The 17370-nt window shown below is 28.3% G+C and carries 15 protein-coding genes; 2 read left to right on the top strand and 13 right to left on the bottom strand.

Translation table 11 applies throughout. The annotated features are described in order from the left end of the window. Positions 1-17 precede the first annotated feature (17 nt). From BW723_RS18055 to htpG, 8 genes are all read right to left on the bottom strand, one after another. On the bottom strand, positions 18-1193 hold the full coding sequence (locus BW723_RS18055) for a nuclear transport factor 2 family protein (protein WP_217491451.1): 1176 nt from the start codon (positions 1191-1193) through the stop codon (positions 18-20). Positions 1194-1231: 38 nt separating this feature from the next. Continuing rightward, on the bottom strand, positions 1232-1747 hold the full coding sequence (locus tag BW723_RS17500; RefSeq protein WP_068358363.1) for a GNAT family N-acetyltransferase: 516 nt from the start codon (positions 1745-1747) through the stop codon (positions 1232-1234). 16 nt (positions 1748-1763) lie between these two features. Beyond that, positions 1764-2657: a KPN_02809 family neutral zinc metallopeptidase gene (gene ypfJ / locus BW723_RS17495; RefSeq protein ID WP_068358360.1), complete on the bottom strand. Its 894-nt coding sequence runs from the start codon at positions 2655-2657 to the stop codon at positions 1764-1766. A gap of 457 nt (positions 2658-3114) precedes the next feature. Then, positions 3115-4125, bottom strand: coding sequence for a transglutaminase domain-containing protein (locus BW723_RS17490; protein WP_068358356.1), 1011 nt, complete (start codon positions 4123-4125; stop codon positions 3115-3117). Between the two features lie 5 nt (positions 4126-4130). After that, the gene (locus tag BW723_RS17485) at positions 4131-4538 is read right to left on the bottom strand and encodes a carboxypeptidase-like regulatory domain-containing protein (RefSeq protein WP_162274048.1); all 408 of its coding nucleotides are present in this window, start codon (positions 4536-4538) and stop codon (positions 4131-4133) included. Positions 4539-4701: 163 nt separating this feature from the next. After that, positions 4702-5937 (bottom strand): DEAD/DEAH box helicase, encoded by a 1236-nt coding sequence (locus BW723_RS17480; RefSeq protein ID WP_068358347.1) that lies wholly within the window; start codon positions 5935-5937, stop codon positions 4702-4704. Between the two features lie 37 nt (positions 5938-5974). Further along, positions 5975-6313, bottom strand: coding sequence for a cupin domain-containing protein (locus BW723_RS17475; protein WP_068358344.1), 339 nt, complete (start codon positions 6311-6313; stop codon positions 5975-5977). Positions 6314-6437: 124 nt separating this feature from the next. After that, positions 6438-8345 (bottom strand): molecular chaperone HtpG, encoded by a 1908-nt coding sequence (htpG, locus tag BW723_RS17470; RefSeq protein ID WP_068358339.1) that lies wholly within the window; start codon positions 8343-8345, stop codon positions 6438-6440. Between the two features lie 334 nt (positions 8346-8679). Here htpG and BW723_RS17465 point away from each other — a divergent pair, with 334 nt between their 5' ends. Further along, entirely contained in the window at positions 8680-9687 is a 1008-nt protein-coding gene (locus BW723_RS17465) for a 3-oxoacyl-ACP synthase III family protein (RefSeq protein ID WP_068358336.1), read from the top strand. A 78-nt stretch (positions 9688-9765) separates the two neighbouring features. Here the strand turns inward: BW723_RS17465 and BW723_RS17460 are convergent, their stop codons facing one another. Continuing rightward, the gene (locus BW723_RS17460) at positions 9766-12174 is read right to left on the bottom strand and encodes a TonB-dependent receptor (protein ID WP_068358333.1); all 2409 of its coding nucleotides are present in this window, start codon (positions 12172-12174) and stop codon (positions 9766-9768) included. A gap of 152 nt (positions 12175-12326) precedes the next feature. Further along, positions 12327-14720, bottom strand: coding sequence for a TonB-dependent receptor (locus tag BW723_RS17455; protein WP_068358330.1), 2394 nt, complete (start codon positions 14718-14720; stop codon positions 12327-12329). Positions 14721-14816: 96 nt separating this feature from the next. On the opposite strand from BW723_RS17455, the gene BW723_RS17450 reads away from it, so the two are divergent. Then, positions 14817-15179, top strand: coding sequence for a CoA-binding protein (locus BW723_RS17450; RefSeq protein ID WP_068358327.1), 363 nt, complete (start codon positions 14817-14819; stop codon positions 15177-15179). A 172-nt stretch (positions 15180-15351) separates the two neighbouring features. Here BW723_RS17450 and BW723_RS17445 read toward each other — a convergent pair whose 3' ends face one another. From BW723_RS17445 to BW723_RS17435, 3 genes are read right to left on the bottom strand one after another with little or no spacing between them, the layout of a single operon-like run. Beyond that, the gene (locus BW723_RS17445) at positions 15352-16122 is read right to left on the bottom strand and encodes a response regulator transcription factor (protein ID WP_068358324.1); all 771 of its coding nucleotides are present in this window, start codon (positions 16120-16122) and stop codon (positions 15352-15354) included. Between the two features lie 3 nt (positions 16123-16125). Then, positions 16126-17043, bottom strand: coding sequence for a ribonuclease Z (locus tag BW723_RS17440; RefSeq protein ID WP_068358321.1), 918 nt, complete (start codon positions 17041-17043; stop codon positions 16126-16128). Further along, positions 17040-17360 carry a T9SS type A sorting domain-containing protein gene (locus tag BW723_RS17435; protein ID WP_068358318.1) on the bottom strand — a complete coding sequence of 107 codons (321 nt, stop codon included), beginning with the start codon at positions 17358-17360 and terminating at the stop codon, positions 17040-17042. Before BW723_RS17435 ends, BW723_RS17440 begins: the two co-directional genes overlap by 4 nt. Positions 17361-17370 lie beyond the last annotated feature (10 nt).

Below are 17370 nucleotides of genomic sequence, written 5' to 3'. Positions count from 1 at the left end.
AAAGGTTTTATTAGAGCTTACATAAAAGTTACACTTGTAATCTTACCATTTTTTATTGTATAAATGGCAACAGCTTTAAACGTTTTGCCATTTACTGTAACCAATTCATGGTCTATTACTTTATCTTTAAAAACAATTCTTTTTAAAATTTTACAATGTAAATCTGGCGTATTTTTAAAAAACGAAGCATAATTTTCTCTCATTTTTTCTACACCTTCATAATTTAATTGATTAGGAAAGTTATATACTTTTACATTTTTAGCATAAGGTTTTAAAAAAGCATCAATATCTCTTTTATTATAACCTTGTAATTGTTCTTCAGCTAAATATTCAGGAGAAACTTCTGCAACAATTGCAAGTTTAGTACTTGTGGTATTTACAGTAATTCTTGATATATTATTGATGTTTTCATCAGTAAAATTAAAAAATAAACTTAGATTTTTATCTTTCTTCGGATTGAATTTGTAAATAGAATTCCCTTTAGAAATTAATAAAGTACCATTAATTAACCAAGTTACATCTTCAGATTTACCTACAGAGCAAATAGTTTTAATCTCTAGTGTTTGAGGGTTCAGAGATTTTAATAACCAATACTCTTTATTTTCTTTGCTGATAAAACTTACCAAGTTAGAATTTGGTATTTTATGAATAGATCTACCTACCATTTTTGCAATAGTAGTGTTGGTTTTCTTTTTTAAGTTAGATGAAATAAGGTGCAAACTATCATTTACAATTACAGAAGCAATTAATGTGTTTTTATTTAACCAAAGAGGATAAGCAACTTTTAAATTTGGTATTAATTCCTTGTCTTTTCCTGTTTTAAAATTATAAGCATAAAAACGTTGTAAGCCATCATTATCTAATCTTACAGCAGAAACATTCATAGAATTCGGAATTTTTTGAGGCGAATATTCACCACCATTTTCTGTGTTATTGATATAAGTTATTTCCTGATCTCTTATGTTATATTTTGCAATATCTGTTTGTCCATTTCTTGCTGATGCAAACAAAACAAGATTATCATTATAAAAATAAGGCTGACTGTCATAACCCTTGTTATTAGAAATGTTTTTTCCGTTTGTAAGTTTGTAATTATCATCAGAAACTTCAATATCAAAAAGATGAATTTCTGTATTAGTTTGTGCAATAATTATTTTAGAAACAAATAAAAATAGGAAAGTAATTTTTTTCATCTTAAACATCTTTTTCTCAAAGATAACAAAAGATAAATTTAAAATTCTAAATACATTATATGATTTGGATTGCTATGGGTTTCAGATATTTTAAAATCGAAATTCCCTACTTTTTTTAAACCTGTTTTATGGTAGAATTTTATCGCATTTTGGTTTTCTACCCAAACCGCTAACCAAATTCCAGATTGTTTATTTTCTTTACAAAGTTGTATGTTAAAATCGAATAAAATTTTACCTAAACCCAAACCATAATATTCTTTTAATAAATATAGTCTACTCAAATTTGTCACATTATGAGCAGGTATATTTATGTTGGTTTTATTAAAGACTATTTTAGAGTAACCCGCAAGTTTATTATCAACATATAAAAGATAAAATTCGTTTCTAATATCTTTTAATTCTGATGTAAAATTATTTTCTGTTAAGTTATTAGCAAGATAATTTTCTATATCTTTTTTAGGTGCAGAATGGCCGTGAGCCGTTAAAAAACTGTCTATACCTAATTTTGATAAAAGTTTTGCATCTTTAAAAGTTGCTTTTACAATTTTGTCCATTTATCAACCAAAAAAATTATAAAGAAGTTGCATTAAAAGTGTCACCTTGATTAACATCGCCAGTTACAAAACCTTTTTTAAACCAACGCATTCTTTGTGCAGATGTTCCGTGTGTAAAAGAATCTGGTACTACTCTACCAGAAGATTGTTTTTGAAGTCGATCATCACCAATAGCAAAAGCTGCATCTAGCGCTTCTTGTAAATCACCATCATCTAAAATTAAATTCATATTTTTAGCATGATGTGCCCAAACTCCGGCTAAAAAATCTGCTTGTAGTTCTAATTTTACAGAAAATTGATTGTAATCTTTTTGGCTAACTTTACTTTTTAATTGCTGCATTTTGTCTGTTGTGCCCATTAAATTTTGAATGTGATGCCCAACTTCATGAGCAATTACATAAGCTTGAGCAAAATCTCCAGGAGCATTTAATCTGGTTTCCATTTCTTGAAAAAAACTTAAATCGATATATAATTTTTCATCTCCAGGACAATAAAAAGGACCAGTTGCACTTGATGCAGAACCACAAGCAGAGGTTACAGAATTTGAGAAAAGCACCAAAGTTGGTTCTCTGTAATTACGTATAATATCATTCCAGACATCTTCTGTACTTCGTAAAACTCGATTGCTAAATTCTGCTAATTCATTTTCTTTAGCTGTACCTTTATAATTGGTATTTTGAATTTGATTGGTAGATCCACCAGATAATAATTGTAAAGGGTTTACTCCAGAAAAGTACATTAATACACCAACTACAGCAACTATAATTAATCCTTTTTTTGTGGTAATTAATTTTAGAATTAAAGGAATTAACATACCACCTAAACCACTACCACCACTAAATCCTCTGCTAGAACTTTGTCCTCTTCTATCCTCTACATTAGAACTTTTTTTATTACTTCTCCACTTCATAAATTCTCTATTTTTTTATTTCTGGGATAAAAGTAGTGAATTTATAGAAAATTAAAACGTTATTCTAAAGCTATCATAAGGTAATCAATAACTTGACTAATTAATTCTAGTAAATATTTCTATATTTTTAAAAATGCTATCATTTCTAAAATATGTATTTATTTACTTGTAAGAGATGCTGTTAAAATCAATAATAATTACGTAGGTATTAACAACACTTTACATTGATTTTAAGGTTAATGTCAATTTTTTAGTAATAATATCACTCTTAAAAGTGTAAATTCCTTAACCATTCTAAGCTACACCGTTTTTATCTGTACTCTAAAATATATGAGCATTTAAATGTATTTTAATATTAGATTTTAATTTTGAAATAGTAAATTACATTATTTACAAATAGTTTGAGCTTATTTTCATTTATTTTGTTACAGCTTATACATCTAAACTTTGATAGAATTTACTTAGTTACCTTAAAAGTGTATGTGGCAATTAATTTGTTTTCTATATACAAATGAACATCAAAAAAACCTTTGCTTTTAAAAGTATGTTTTAGGGTTAAAATGCTATTCTCTATATTAAATTCTGGTTTTATTGTTTTTTCTGATGCTCCACTATCAATAACAAATTTTACTTTATTGATATTATGTTCTTCTTTTAATAAATATTTAAAAGTAAAAACAGCATTCTTTTTTAATATATGATGCATTTTCTTTGGTACAATGTGTTCTTTAACTATTGTAAAAGCATCACCATAAACTAAAGGAAGTTCTGTGTATTCTGTAAAGTTTGGAGTTGTTTCTCCTAAAAGTGAAAATTGATTATCAGCAGGAAAATGATTCATAAAAAACAATTCTGGATCTGCTAAAAAATAACCATTATTATAAATGAATTGAAATCTACCTTCTTCTGGAAAAGAAATTCCTGTAGACCAAGTTGGGTCGCATAAATACCATTTGTTATTTAATTTTACAACATTCCAAGTATGATTTGGCATTGTAAGTGTAGAGAAATCTACAGTTGCTGTTCTTGCAAAACCATTAACCATATAAGATTCTATGCCTACTATTTTACACATTTCTTTAAGTAGATAGGCATAACCTGTGCAAATGGTTTTTTTCTTCTTTAATAATTTTTTAAAGAGAATTTTTTTAAATTTAGAATTCCAGTTTTCTAGCTTTAAGGAGTCTTTTTCAAAACGATTTCTTTTTCTTTCGTTTAATGTATACAATCTAAAATCATTGGCAATATTATTGCAAATCCAAACGTAAATTGCTCTTAGTTTTTCTACATCTGTTTCTAAATTACTGGTTAAATCGTAAGTAAGTTTATTTAACTCATACAACCTTTTGGTTTTGGTAGCATTGGCAATTTTATCAGCTTTCGTAAAATTGATGTGCTTAAAATCAGATTGTTGAGAAAAACCAATACTAACATAAAATAAAAGTAAATAGAATGTAGTTTTTGGCATAAAACCTATTCTTTATTTCTTTTAGATTTAAAACGTTTGTTGCTATTTAAAGCGCCTAACATTTGGTTGTCATCTTCTTGTAAAGTAACAATTAAGTAGGTAGAATTAGCAGAAACTTTTACTCTTTTGGTAATAAAACCTAAGTAAGAAATTTCTAAAACGTCGCCAGCTTTTAAACTTTGTGGAAAAGTGAATTCGCCCTTTTTGTTTGAACTTGTTCCTGTTTTTGTACCTTTTAAAAAGATGTTTGCTCCGTTTAAAACTTCTGTTTCTTCATAAGTTTTTCCTTTTACAATTCCTTTAACTTGAATGCTTTGTGCTTGTAATTGGTTAGAAAATAAGAAAAGAGATAAAAATAAACCGAATAAAATAACTGTTGTTTTTTTTGAAGTAAATGTTTCAATAGTTTTCATAATAATATATTTTAAATTCATTGTAAACTTAGTAGAGCATACCAAGATTTAAAAATGAGATTTAGTAACTGATTCTTTTTTAAAGGTTAAAGTTACTTTTTATTTAGGGAAAAGGAAAATTTGAATTGTTAAAAAGATATTGAACCTAGTTAATTATATAACCTTAATACCAGCGTTTTTTCTTCTTTTTTGATGCTGCCGATTTTCTGCTTTTTTTATTTTTACTTACAGTATTTGGCTGTTTTTTAGTGTGCTTTGGTTTGTTGATAGTATAAGGATGATCGTCAATAACCTTTATTGATTTTTCAATTAAGTTTTCTATTGATTTGATATAACTATTTTCATCTGGCGAACAAAACGAAAATGCAATTCCAGATTTACCAGCTCTACCAGTTCTACCAATTCTATGTACGTAAGTTTCTGGTACATTCGGAATATCAAAATTAATAATAGCATCTACATTTGTAATGTCAATTCCACGTGCAGCAACATCAGTAGCTATTAAAATTGAAGCTTTTTTGGTTTTAAAATCTTCTATGGCTTTGTTTCTAACTCCTTGTGTTTTATCACCGTGAATACTGGCAACATTATAGCCGTTTTTTATTAAAGTTTGTTCTAATTTATCTACACCAAATTTGGTACGTCTAAAAATGATAATTTTACCATTAATTGTATTTCTAAGCAAATGCAAACATAGATCTGTTTTGTTCTTTTTAGGTAGATAATACAATAACTGCCCAATATTTTTTGCTGTAGTTTCCTCTGGATTTATTTCAACTTTAGTCGCATTTTTTACGATATTATTGGCTAATTCATCAATTTTATCAGGAATAGTTGCAGAAAATAAAAGCGTTTGTTTTTTTCTAGGACAAAATTTTTCAATCTTTTTTACATCATTGATAAACCCCATATCTAGCATTAAATCAGCTTCGTCTAAAACCAAAATTTCTAGCTGACTTAAATCGATATTTCCTTGCATTTGTAAATCGATTAATCTACCAGGTGTTGCTACTAAAATATCTACACCTTTGGCTAAAATTTCTTTTTGCGGTTCTAAAGAAACTCCGCCAAAAACAGCTGTAGTTTTTAAGTTAGAATATTTACTATACGATTTAAAGTTTTCTAAAATCTGAATTGCCAACTCACGAGTAGGAGTAACCACCAAAGCTTTTATCTTTTTTTCGCCTTTTTCTGCATCTTGTTTATCAAACAATAATTCGATAATTGGTAAAGCAAAAGCAGCAGTTTTTCCTGTACCAGTTTGCGCAGAAACAATTACATTTTTTTTAGCCAAAACCAAAGGAATCGTTTTTTTTTGAACTAAAGTTGGTGTATGAAAGCGTTGTTCTGCAACTGCTTTTAATATGGATTTATTTAATGGTAATTCAGAAAACTGCATGTATTATTTTTGTGCAAAGTTAGTTTAAATAGAATTGTTAGTCTGTGGCAATCCCAAAATAAACCCAAGTTACATTTTCTGTAAAAGGATTACTCATAGAATGGTATTCGCCCTGCTCAATCGTAATGCAATCACCTGGAGTTACAATTAGTTTTTTATTGTTTATTATAAATTCTGCTTTACCTGTTTGAATGTAGAAAACTTCGTACATAGAATCGTGTTTATGTGTTTCTACTGCTTGCCCTGGAGTAAAAGTCGCAGAACCAAACATCATTAATTGTGGCACTTCATTTTTTTTGATAAAAACTTTTTTCTTGATATCATCATTATGACTTGTACCAATTTCTGGTAATTGGTTTGTATGGACTAGTTTCATTAAAGTTGATTTTAATATTCTAATTTACAAAAACAATAATAGAATTTTAGTTTTCTATTTTTTTATCACAAAAAAAACTCTTTGCTTAAACAAAGAGGTTTATAATTTGTTTGTGGCTTTGCCACTACTTAATCAACTCGTAAGAACGTTTAATAAAGTTGGTTAACTCTTCACCATGTAAAAGGTTTTGAGATAATTTTGCTAAATCAAAAGCTTGAGAAATTAAGTGTTTTTGCTTGTCTTCATCCGCAGATAAAATTTCTGAAACTAATGGATTGTTTGTATTTACAACTAAGTTATACATATCAGGGAAATTACCCATTCCCATCATTCCTCCACCGCCAGAAGCTTGCATTTCTTTCATTCTACGCATAAATTCTGGAACCGTAATTAAAAAAGGAGATGAATTTGAATCCATAGCTTCTAATTGAACAGTGTACGTTTGTTTTGGTACAGCAGCTTCAATAATTGGCTTTAATTTGTCTTTTTCTTCATCAGATAATTTAGAAATTACAGCATCATCTTTCTTAATTAAATTATCAATAAAGTCAGCATCTACTCTTGTAAACTTAACTTTAGCATCTCCACCTTCTAATTTTTGCATTAAATGCGAAATAATTGGTGAATCTAAAATTAAAACTTCATAACCTTTTGCAGTAGCTTCTTGAATGTAACTGTGTTGTGCGTCTTTGTTAGAAGCATATAAAATTACGTGGTTACCTTCTTTATCAGTCTGCGAATCTTTTGTTTTTTCAATTAATTCATCAAACGTAAAATAAGAATCAGCAACTGTTGGGTATAATGCAAATTTCTTAGCTTTATCGAAGAATTTATCTTCGGATAACATTCCATACTCAATAATTACTTTAATGTCATTCCATTTTTGCTCAAAATCTGCTCTATCTTTTTTGAATAGAGATGATAATTTATCAGCAACTTTTTTAGTGATGTAACCAGAAATCTTTTTTACAGCACCATCAGCTTGTAAATAAGAACGAGAAACGTTTAAAGGAATGTCTGGAGAATCAATAACACCTTTTAGCATTTGTAAAAAGTCTGGTACAATTCCTTCTACATTATCAGTTACAAATACTTGATTTTGATACAATTGAATTTTATCCTTTTGCATATCTAAGTTCTGTGATAACTTAGGGAAGAATAAAATACCTGTTAAATTAAAAGGATAATCTACATTTAAATGGATGTGGAATAATGACTCTTCAAATTGCATTGGATACAATTCTCTATAGAAATTATCATAATCTTCTTTTTCTAAATCAGCTGGTTTTTTTGTCCAAGCTGGGTCTGTATTATTGATAATATCATCAACTTCAATTTGTCTGTGAGGTTCAGTAGTTTCTTTACCTTCAGCATCTTTTGTAGTTTGTGGTTCGTGAGTTGGGTCGTTTACTTTCTTAGTTCCAAATTTAATTGGCACTTGGTTAAAACGATTGTACTTAGTTAGTAATTCTCTAATTTTACCTTCTTCTAAAAACTCTGTAGAATCTTCTGCAATGTGTAAAACGATTTCTGTACCTCTATCAGCTTTATCATTTTCTACTAAAGTATATTCAGGAGAACCATCACAAGTCCAGTGAGCAGCAGGTGCATCTTTAAATGATTTTGTAAAGATTTCAACTTTATCGGCTACCATAAAAGCAGAATAAAAACCTAAACCAAAGTGCCCAATAACACCAGTTTCGTTTTTATCATCTTTATATTTATCTAAAAATTCTTCAGCACCAGAAAATGCAATTTGGTTGATGTATTTTTCAACTTCATCCATTGTCATACCTAAACCTTGATCTTTAATAGTTAGGGTTTTAGCTTCTTCATTAATACTAATTTCTATTTTAGCATCACCTAATTCTGTTTTTGCTTCACCAATAGAAATTAAGTGTTTTAGTTTTGTAGTTGCATCAGTTCCGTTTGAAATTAATTCTCGTAAAAAGATTTCGTGATCAGAATACAAGAATTTTTTAATCAGCGGAAAAATATTTTCTACTGATACATTAATGTTTCCTTTGCTCATAATTTATGTTTATTTTAGTTTAAGACTGTCACTTCGAGTGATTTTCTTTTTTGAAAATCGTATCGAGAAGTTTAAATGTTCTCGATACAAATTTTTTAGCTTCGCTAGTTATCTTCAATCAAAATATATTTTGATTTCGATAATCTCAAAATTCACTCGAACTGACAGAACGTTTTTATTTCTGTGGATACAATAGTCAAAAAAAATACCAAAGATTTATTTCTGACAAGATGACATAATAATTAAAAATTGGCATAAAAGACTTTTATATTGAATTTTTACTATTTTAGCTTATTACAAAAAAACAAATAACAAAAAAACAGACCAATAAAATATGTATAATTCAAAAATCACTGGCTTAGGGTATTTTGTTCCAGAAAATGTTGTTACGAACAACGATTTGAAAGAATTTATGGATACTTCTGATGAATGGATACAAGAAAGAACAGGTATCAAAGAACGAAGATGGATAGGCCCAAAAACTGGTGAAAATACATCAACAATGGGGGTTAAAGCTGCTAAGATTGCCATTGAAAGAGCAGGTTTAACAAAAGATGATATCGATTTTATTGTGTTTGCTACATTGAGTCCAGATATGTATTTTCCAGGAGGTGGAGTTCGTGTACAAGATATGTTAGATATGCCAACTATTGGTGCTTTAGATGTTCGTAACCAATGTTCTGGTTTTATTTATGCTATGTCTGTGGCAGATCAATTTATAAAAACAGGAATGTATAAAAACATTTTGGTAATAGGTTCTGAAAATCATTCTGGAGGATTAGAAAAATCTACAAGAGGAAGAAATGTTTCTGTAATTTTTGGTGATGGAGCAGGAGCTGCAATTTTATCAAGATCTGAAGAAGAAGGAAAAGGAATTCTATCATCTCATTTACACTCAGAAGGTAAACACGCTAGAGAATTAATGTTAGAAGGACCAAGTACAGGAAGATGGGTGCCAGAAATTATGGAAGCCAATGATCCTGATGATGTTTCTTATTTTCCTTATATGAATGGGCAGTTTGTATTTAAACATGCTGTAACTCGTTTCTCTGAAGCAATTGTAGAAGGTTTACAAGCTAACAATTTACAGAAAGAAGATATAGATATGTTAATTCCTCATCAAGCTAATTTAAGAATTGCACAATTTATACAAAAAAAGTTCAGGTTATCAGATGATAATGTTTATAACAACATTATGAATTATGGTAATACTACAGCTGCATCTGTAATTATTGCCTTAACAGAGGCTTGGGAAAAAGGTAAAATAAAGGATAATGATTTAGTTGTTTTAGCTGCTTTTGGTAGTGGTTTTACTTGGGGTTCTGTTATAATTCGTTGGTAATTTACATTCTTAATTATAAAATAAAAAAGGTTTTACAAAATGTAAAACCTTTTTTATTTATTCAATTATAAAGGAGTATTAAAAAACGCCCATACTTCCTTCAGTTTCATTTTCTTCTCTATATTTTCTGTCTCTTTCTCTGTTTTTACCTTTACCAAAATTGTAAGAAAAACCAATATAAATAGCACTATACTCTAATGAGAATTGACCAGTTTGCGGAAAAGGATTTGTAGTTGTAAAATTTAGTTTATAACCATCAAAAATATCTCTACCTCTTATTGAAATTGCTCCATTACCATCAAACAAAGAATATCTTGCAGCAACATTTACCAAAAAATAATCATCAATTTTAGAGATTACATTTTCATTATTACCTCTGTAAGAAGCAGACAAACTAAAACGTAGTTTTTTAGATGCTCTAAAACTATTGCTAATTCTGGCTGTAACAAAAGTATTGTTGGCGACTTCTAAATTATTATTTATAAAGCCTTGATTGTCTTGAAAATAAACATTTGCACTTGGTCTTAAAATCCACCAGTTAAAAGGTTTAAAGCGAGATGAAAATTCTACACCATAACTTTCTGCAGCATCGTAATTGGTGTAAGAAAGTATTTGTCTGTCTGTATTTGTAGCATCAATAGATATAATTTTACCAATTTTATTATCTGTTTTTCTGTAAAATGTACTTAAACTTAGATATCCGTTTTTAATTTTTTTTCTATAATTAAACTCGAAAGAGTTGGTGAATTGGGGTACTAATTTTCTGTTACCAACAGAAATTGAAAGAGGTGAATTCCATTCTTGTATTGGTGTAACTTGATCAATACTTGGTCTATCAACTCTTTTACTATAACTCCATTGAAATTGATTTTTTTCTGATGTATCATAGGTAATAAATGCAGAAGGATAAACGCTGAAAATTTTATCAGAAATAGGTTCTAAATCTAATTGTTCTGTGTTAGAGAATACTCCATTTAAATTGAATTGTTCAAAACGTAAACCTGTTTGAAAACTAATTTTTTTATACTCTTTAGAAACATTAATATAAGCTGAATAAATGTCTCTATTATAATTTAATTCAGAATTGCCTACAGGTATTGTTGTTGAATTAAAATTTAATTCTTGATTTGTAATTATTGAGTTATCAGTCTTTAGAATTCTAGACTCCAAACCTATGTCTAGAAGACCATTTTTTAGCGGTTTAGAATAATCTAAATTGGCCATTAGAATAGAACTATTATCAGAAATACTATTATTGTAATTATATTCTTGATTGTTTGTGTCTAAGTTTTCAGTAATTATATCTTCTTCTGGATCAGTGCTTTTTGAGTAATTTAATTCGAACTCTAAGTATTCACCTTCTTTAGATAAATCTAATTTATAATCTAAATTGTAAGTGATTTCTTTTGTATTGAAATAGAAAATGTTTTCTGCATCAAAAATTAAGTTATTGTTTAAAGTTGTTCTAGAATCTACATAAAAATCAGTATTCGCTATATTTTGAATTGTAAAAAAGGAGAATGTATTTTTATCATTTATATAATAATCAACACCCAACTTAGCAAAATGATTGGTAGAATTGTCTAAAAAATTGAGGTCTTGATTCAAGTTTTTATCATTTCTGTTAAAGAACGTAAAAGTTTCGAATTTACCTAAATCTAAGCCATAGTTACCGTAAATATTAATTTTACCAACTCTGTAGTTAAAATCAAATGATCCAGAAGGTCTTGTATTTATACTGTGTTCTGCACCAAAGTTTACAGAACCATTAAAGCCAATTGTAGTATTTTTTTTAAGAATTATGTTTATAATTCCACTCATACCTTCTGGGTTGTATTTGGCAGATGGGTTTGTAATTAGCTCTACACTTTTTACTGATGATGATGGAATCTGCTTTAGTAAATTAGAGGGTGATAAATTAGAAGGTTTACCATCAACTAAAACCCGAACATTATTGTTCCCTTTTAAACTGATATTTCCAGATTGATAATCTACATAAACAGAAGGGATGTTTTCTAGCATCTGTAAAGAATTTGTGCCAGTAGAAGCTAAGTCTTTACCAATATTTACAACTAGTCTATCAATTTTTTTTACATAAGTTGAAACTTCAGTATCAACAATAACATTATTTATTAGATTGATATCTTCTTCTAAATAGATATTTTTAAGATTAAAATTCGGCAGGTTTTTAGAAAGTACAATTATTTTTTTTATGGTTTTATAGCCCATAAATTGTATGTCTATATAAATTGAATCTAAGGGTAATTTCTGTATTTTAAAAATCCCTTTTTGATCTGTAATTCCGCCAGAAATAATTTTTGAAGTTTTATCTTTACAAATAATGTTTACGTAAGATAAACTTTTTTTGGATTTAAAATCGATAACATTTCCTGTAATAATTCCATTTTCGTTGAAAGATTCTCTATTGTTTTGAGAATGTAATGGATAATAAATAATGAATACCAGTAAAGGCAAAATCTTTTTCATATACTTTTTTTAACTTTTTAATAACATAGCAATATGTGTTGTTAAAAAGTTTTATAAAAGTAGTTAAATTTTTCACAATAAAAAACCCCAAATTTGCGTTGCAAAATTTGAGGTTTTAGCTTCAAATAATTATAATTTTAGAGCTCTATTTTTTAAAAACCTGCTCCACTTTGTTTTATATTATTATCTCTTTGTCTTCTGCTTTTTGCTTTGTTTTTTCCATTACCAAATCTGTAGTTAAAACCTAAATAGGTATTTCTGCTTTCCCACTGAAAACGACCGTTTTGAACGTATGGATTTGTAGAATCGAATGCGAATTTCATTCCTCTAAAAATATCATTTACTCTAAAAGTTATGTTTCCTTTGCCTTTAAATACAGAATAATTTGCACCTAAGTTTATCATCCACATTGGTTTAACTTTCCATTGAATGTCTTGGTTTGCACCTCTGTACATAGAGAATAATTGTAAGCGTAATTTTTTAGTAACAGTAAAACTATTGCTTAATCTTGCATTAAAAACTTCGTTTTGTACTTCTAAAGTTGTAGCATTTGCATTGCTTAAATCTGTAACACCAAATTGTTTTTGAGAATAAAAGTCTAAACTAGCATTTGCTCTCCACCACTTTGTAATTTTATAGTTTGTAGAAAACTCAAAACCAAATGCGTTTGTGTCATCAAAATTAGCAAAAGTTAAAATTTGTCTTACTTCATTCGCATCAGAAGGGTCTTTGTACGTAACTCTATTAATTACATCGTTTATACTTCTGTAAAAAGTACCTAAAGTTATAGAGCCTCCTTTTATTTGTCTTGTATAATTTACCTCGAAAGAATTTGTGAACTGTGGCACAAGTTCAGCATTACCTAAAGAGGTAATTAAAGGAGTACTCCACTCTCTAATTGGGTTTACTTGCTGTATGCTTGGTCTATCAACTCTTCTACTATAACTAAATTGAAATTGGTTTTTATCAGAAGGATTATACGTAAAAAATGCTGATGGATAAACTGTAAATATTTTATCTGTAACCGTTTCTGTAGCTTGGTTTTCTTGATTAAAAACACCTTCTATTTCGTAATTTTCTAATCTTGCACCCAATTGCATACTCACTTTACCAATTTTTTGAGCATAGTTTACATATCCAGACATAATATCTCTATCATAACTAAAAGAAGAATTATCAAAATCTTGCTGAGTAGTTAAATTGGTGTTGTCAGTTTTATTTAATCTATATTCTAACCCTAATTCTAATTTACCATCTTTTGCAACTGGTTTTGTGTAGTCTAAATTAATTAACGTGTTTTTACCAAGGTTATTAATATCATTTATATAATCTGGTTGCGTATTTAAATCGAATGTATTTTCTAAAAAGTTCGGATTGTCATTTTCAGAATATGTAGCTTCAAACTCTATATTATGTCCTTTTTTATCGAAATCGTGCTTATAATTTACATTATAGGTTGCGTTTTTGCTATCAGAAAATGATGAGTTTGGTGAGTTTTCATAAAGAGTACCATCACTTAAATTTATTTTTGCACCACCAACGGCGTTTCTGTCAAACCAGTTTTGAGTGGTGTAAAATGATAATGTGTTTTTATCATTTAAATAAATATCTGCACCAAGTTTAAGTAAGTGAGATTCATTTTCATTTACAAAAATAAAATCTTGATTATTAACTCCAGGTCTGTTTACATAACCTTGGTTTAATTGATCGCCACCATTAAAACCATAATTACCAAAGAAATTAACTTTACCAGTTTTATAATTCATATTTGTAGATGCATTATAACGAACATAATGACCAGCTTCTATACCAGAATTTATAGAACCATTAAAACCCATATTTGCATTTTTATTTAAGATGATATTAATAATACCACTCATACCTTCTGGGTTGTATTTTGCTGATGGATTTGTAATTAACTCAACGCTTTTTATAGAAGTAGAAGGTATTTGTTTTAACAATTGAGCAGCAGAAATGTTGGTTGGTTTACCGTCTACTAAAACTCTAACATTTTCATTACCACGTAAACTTATATTACCTGTTTGGCTATCTACACTTACAGATTGTACATTGTTTAAAAGTTCAGAAGCTGTTGCACCTGCAGAAGTTAAATCTTTACCAACATTTATTACTTTACGATCTACTTTTTGTACTACTGTAGATGTTTCTGCTCTTACTACAACTTCATCTAAAGATGCACTATCTTCATTTAGAGCAATTGTGCCTAAGTTTATTTCTTTATTTTTATTAGTGATTTCAATATTTTTAGAAAATGTTTTATATCCTATAAATTGTACTTCAACAATGCTTTTTCCTTTTGGTATATCTTTTATTTTAAAAAGTCCGTTTTCATCAGTAATACCACCAGTAATAATTTTTTTAGCTATATCTCTAACTACAATATTTACATAAGGTAAAGCTTGTTTTGTGTTGTTTTCAATTACCTTTCCTGATATCTTACCGGGTTTGGGTAGTTCATTTTTTGCCATTTGGGCAGAAGAATTTGCAGCACTAATCAGCAAAAACATTAGTATTATTTTTTTCATTTTGATTGATTTATATATTTTGGTTGATGTTTTTTAGACGAACAAAAGTTTATCTTTGTTACTGGGATTAACTTTCTTTAACTTATAATTAACAATATGAAAAACGTAACTTTAGTAATCGGCGCATCTACAAACCCAAATAGATACTCTAATATTGCAATTAAGAGATTAAGAGGTAAAGGGTTGTCTACAAGCGCTATAGGTTTAAGAAAAGGAAAGGTTTTAGATGTAGATATTGATGATGAAAAAGTCCCTTACACTACTATTGATACAGTTACTTTGTATTTAAACCCAAAAAGGCAAGAAGAATATTATAATTACATTATTAGCTTAAAACCAAGAAGAGTAATTTTTAATCCGGGAACAGAAAATATGGAATTTATAAAGTTGCTAAAAGAAAATAATATTGAATCTGAAATTTCATGCACTTTAGTTTTATTGTCTACAAATCAATATTAAAAAAACAAAACGGATTGGTTTTGTGTGGTAACTTCTACATTCTTTTTCAAAATATTGTGCTATTTATTAAATTTTGAATATTTAATAAATGATACCAATCCATTTTGTTGTTATATTTTCAACAACAAAAATATATTTAGTAGGTAAAAAATACAATACTCATAATGAGTATTTATATCAATTTCGGATTATTTTTAAAATAACTAATCAACTCAAAAGTAGAATCGATATTTATTTTCTTTAAAATATTTCTTCTGTGCGTATTTACTGTATGAATGCTAATATTTAATTTATTAGCAATAGCTTCGCTAGTATTTTTAGTAATAATTAAACGTATAATATCTCTTTCTCTGTTGCTTATTAAATTTAATAATTTAGAGCTAGAAATATTTTGATAGTATAGTGTTTCATACTCGTTTTTATGATTTAAATATTTTGCAGTAGCGCAAATATCCATCTGAGTATCACAATCTAAAACGGTGTAATGCGCCATACCAATTATAGGTTTGTTGGCTTCATCAAACTGAAGTGGAGTAGTATTCTGAATTATATTTATGTAATTACCTTTCGCATTTTTTATTCTGTAATTCCAGGTATAACTCATTCTTTTACGTTGCTTATCATTTAACTCAGTCATTGTAAAAGTCATTAAATTGGTTAAACTTTTTAACCAAAGATTAATATCTTCTGGATGAAAAAGCGACCAAAAATAATCCATACCACCAGCCATCATTTTTTCTTTAGATAAACCTGTGCATGAGGTAAAGTTTTTACTGACGTATTCAAAATTTTGATGAACTGTATTTGTAATGCAATAAAAAGTAGAGTTGTATGGATAGAAATAATCTAATTCTATTAATTTTTTAATATGTTCCTCAATTTCTACTTTTGGGTAGGTATCGAAGATTTCATTATATATTGAATTGATTTTGATAGACTTCATTTTTTAGATTATTTTAAAAACTTTTCCAGGCTCAGCTAATTTAGTGTTTTTAAAAATTTCTTGGGCTTCATCTTTAAATAAAGTGATGTCTTTATATCTGCCAGAATAATGGCCTATAATAAGCTTATTTACAGTAGCTTCTTTTGCAATTAGTGCAGCTTCTTTAGTTGTAGCGTGTTTTGTTTTTTTTGCTAAATCTGTTTTATCTGCTAAAAAAGTTGCTTCGTGATACAGTAAATCTGCGTTTTTTATAATTGGTATTATGTCTGGCTTGTAGCAAGTATCACTACAAAAAGCATAACTTAAAGGTTTTTTAGGCGGTAATGTTAATTCTGAATTTGGTACAATTTCTCCTGTAGATAAAACAATATCTTTACCTGCTTTTATATTATTATAATCTGCTCTATCAATCTCTTCATAATGATTGATATTGTCTATGTGTAGTTTCTTAGGTTTTTCTTTTTCTGTAAATAAATAACCATTTGTGTAAACACGATGTTTTAAAGGTATTGTTCTTACAGTAACTTTATCATCTTCAAAAATAAGTTCACTTTCTTTGGATGTTAATTCGTGAAAAATTAAAGGATATTTTGCGTGAGATTGAGATATTTTTAGTTGCAAAAGTGTAACTTCTTTAATGCCTTTTGGGCCAAAAATATGCAGTTCTTTTTCTCTACTTAAAATACCATAAGTAGATAATAAACCTATTAAGCCGTAAAAATGATCTCCATGTAAATGAGAGATAAAGATGTGATTTATTTTAGTAAAACCAACTTTGTATTTTCGCATTTGACGCTGTGTGCCCTCACCACAATCTATTAAAAAATGCCTATTGTTAATTTCTAAATATTGGGCAGTAGGAAAAGCATTTGCTCTGGGTGTTGCAGAGTGACAGCCTAAAATAGTAAGGTTTATGCTCATTGAATAACAAAACGTTTAGATGTAATCTGTTTTTTGTTTTGTAGAGAATAAATGTAAATTCCTTTTGATAAATCTCCTTTGTAAAAAGGAACCGAATTTTTACCTTTTACGGTATTTATTTTTTTAGAATATACAGTTTTCCCTAAAACATTTTTAACTGTAAAAGTTGTTGGAGAACTATTTACAGCATTAAAAATAATTTTTGTAGAATTTGTAAATGGATTTGGTACAGCAGAAACTTTATATATCGATTTTTCTTGCGAAAACGCAAGGCAAGAAATCAATAAAAAAAATGTAAAAAGTAATTTTTTCTTCATAGTTGGGGGA

Origin of the sequence: Polaribacter reichenbachii (assembly GCF_001975665.1) — a bacterium.
Classification (GTDB): Bacteria; Bacteroidota; Bacteroidia; order Flavobacteriales; family Flavobacteriaceae; genus Polaribacter; species Polaribacter reichenbachii.
The sequence above is the reverse complement of the archived record's forward strand: the minus strand, read 5'-3'. Positions and strand labels throughout refer to the sequence as shown.

Bases quoted from the DNA above. Each gene is read 5' to 3' on its own strand.
- BW723_RS17500 (WP_068358363.1), bottom strand. From the start codon at position 1,747: ATGGACAAAATTGTAAAAGCAACTTTTAAAGATGCAAAACTTTTATCA.
- BW723_RS17485 (WP_162274048.1), bottom strand. From the start codon at position 4,538: ATGAAAACTATTGAAACATTTACTTCAAAAAAAACAACAGTTATTTTA.
- BW723_RS17455 (WP_068358330.1), bottom strand. From the start codon at position 14,720: ATGAAAAAAATAATACTAATGTTTTTGCTGATTAGTGCTGCAAATTCT.
- BW723_RS17490 (WP_068358356.1), bottom strand. From the start codon at position 4,125: ATGCCAAAAACTACATTCTATTTACTTTTATTTTATGTTAGTATTGGT.
- BW723_RS17450 (WP_068358327.1), top strand. From the start codon at position 14,817: ATGAAAAACGTAACTTTAGTAATCGGCGCATCTACAAACCCAAATAGA.
- BW723_RS17480 (WP_068358347.1), bottom strand. From the start codon at position 5,937: ATGCAGTTTTCTGAATTACCATTAAATAAATCCATATTAAAAGCAGTT.
- ypfJ (WP_068358360.1), bottom strand. From the start codon at position 2,657: ATGAAGTGGAGAAGTAATAAAAAAAGTTCTAATGTAGAGGATAGAAGA.
- htpG (WP_068358339.1), bottom strand. From the start codon at position 8,345: ATGAGCAAAGGAAACATTAATGTATCAGTAGAAAATATTTTTCCGCTG.
- BW723_RS17445 (WP_068358324.1), bottom strand. From the start codon at position 16,122: ATGAAGTCTATCAAAATCAATTCAATATATAATGAAATCTTCGATACC.
- BW723_RS17475 (WP_068358344.1), bottom strand. From the start codon at position 6,313: ATGAAACTAGTCCATACAAACCAATTACCAGAAATTGGTACAAGTCAT.
- BW723_RS17435 (WP_068358318.1), bottom strand. From the start codon at position 17,360: ATGAAGAAAAAATTACTTTTTACATTTTTTTTATTGATTTCTTGCCTT.
- BW723_RS17465 (WP_068358336.1), top strand. From the start codon at position 8,680: ATGTATAATTCAAAAATCACTGGCTTAGGGTATTTTGTTCCAGAAAAT.
- BW723_RS17460 (WP_068358333.1), bottom strand. From the start codon at position 12,174: ATGAAAAAGATTTTGCCTTTACTGGTATTCATTATTTATTATCCATTA.
- BW723_RS17440 (WP_068358321.1), bottom strand. From the start codon at position 17,043: ATGAGCATAAACCTTACTATTTTAGGCTGTCACTCTGCAACACCCAGA.
- BW723_RS18055 (WP_217491451.1), bottom strand. From the start codon at position 1,193: ATGAAAAAAATTACTTTCCTATTTTTATTTGTTTCTAAAATAATTATT.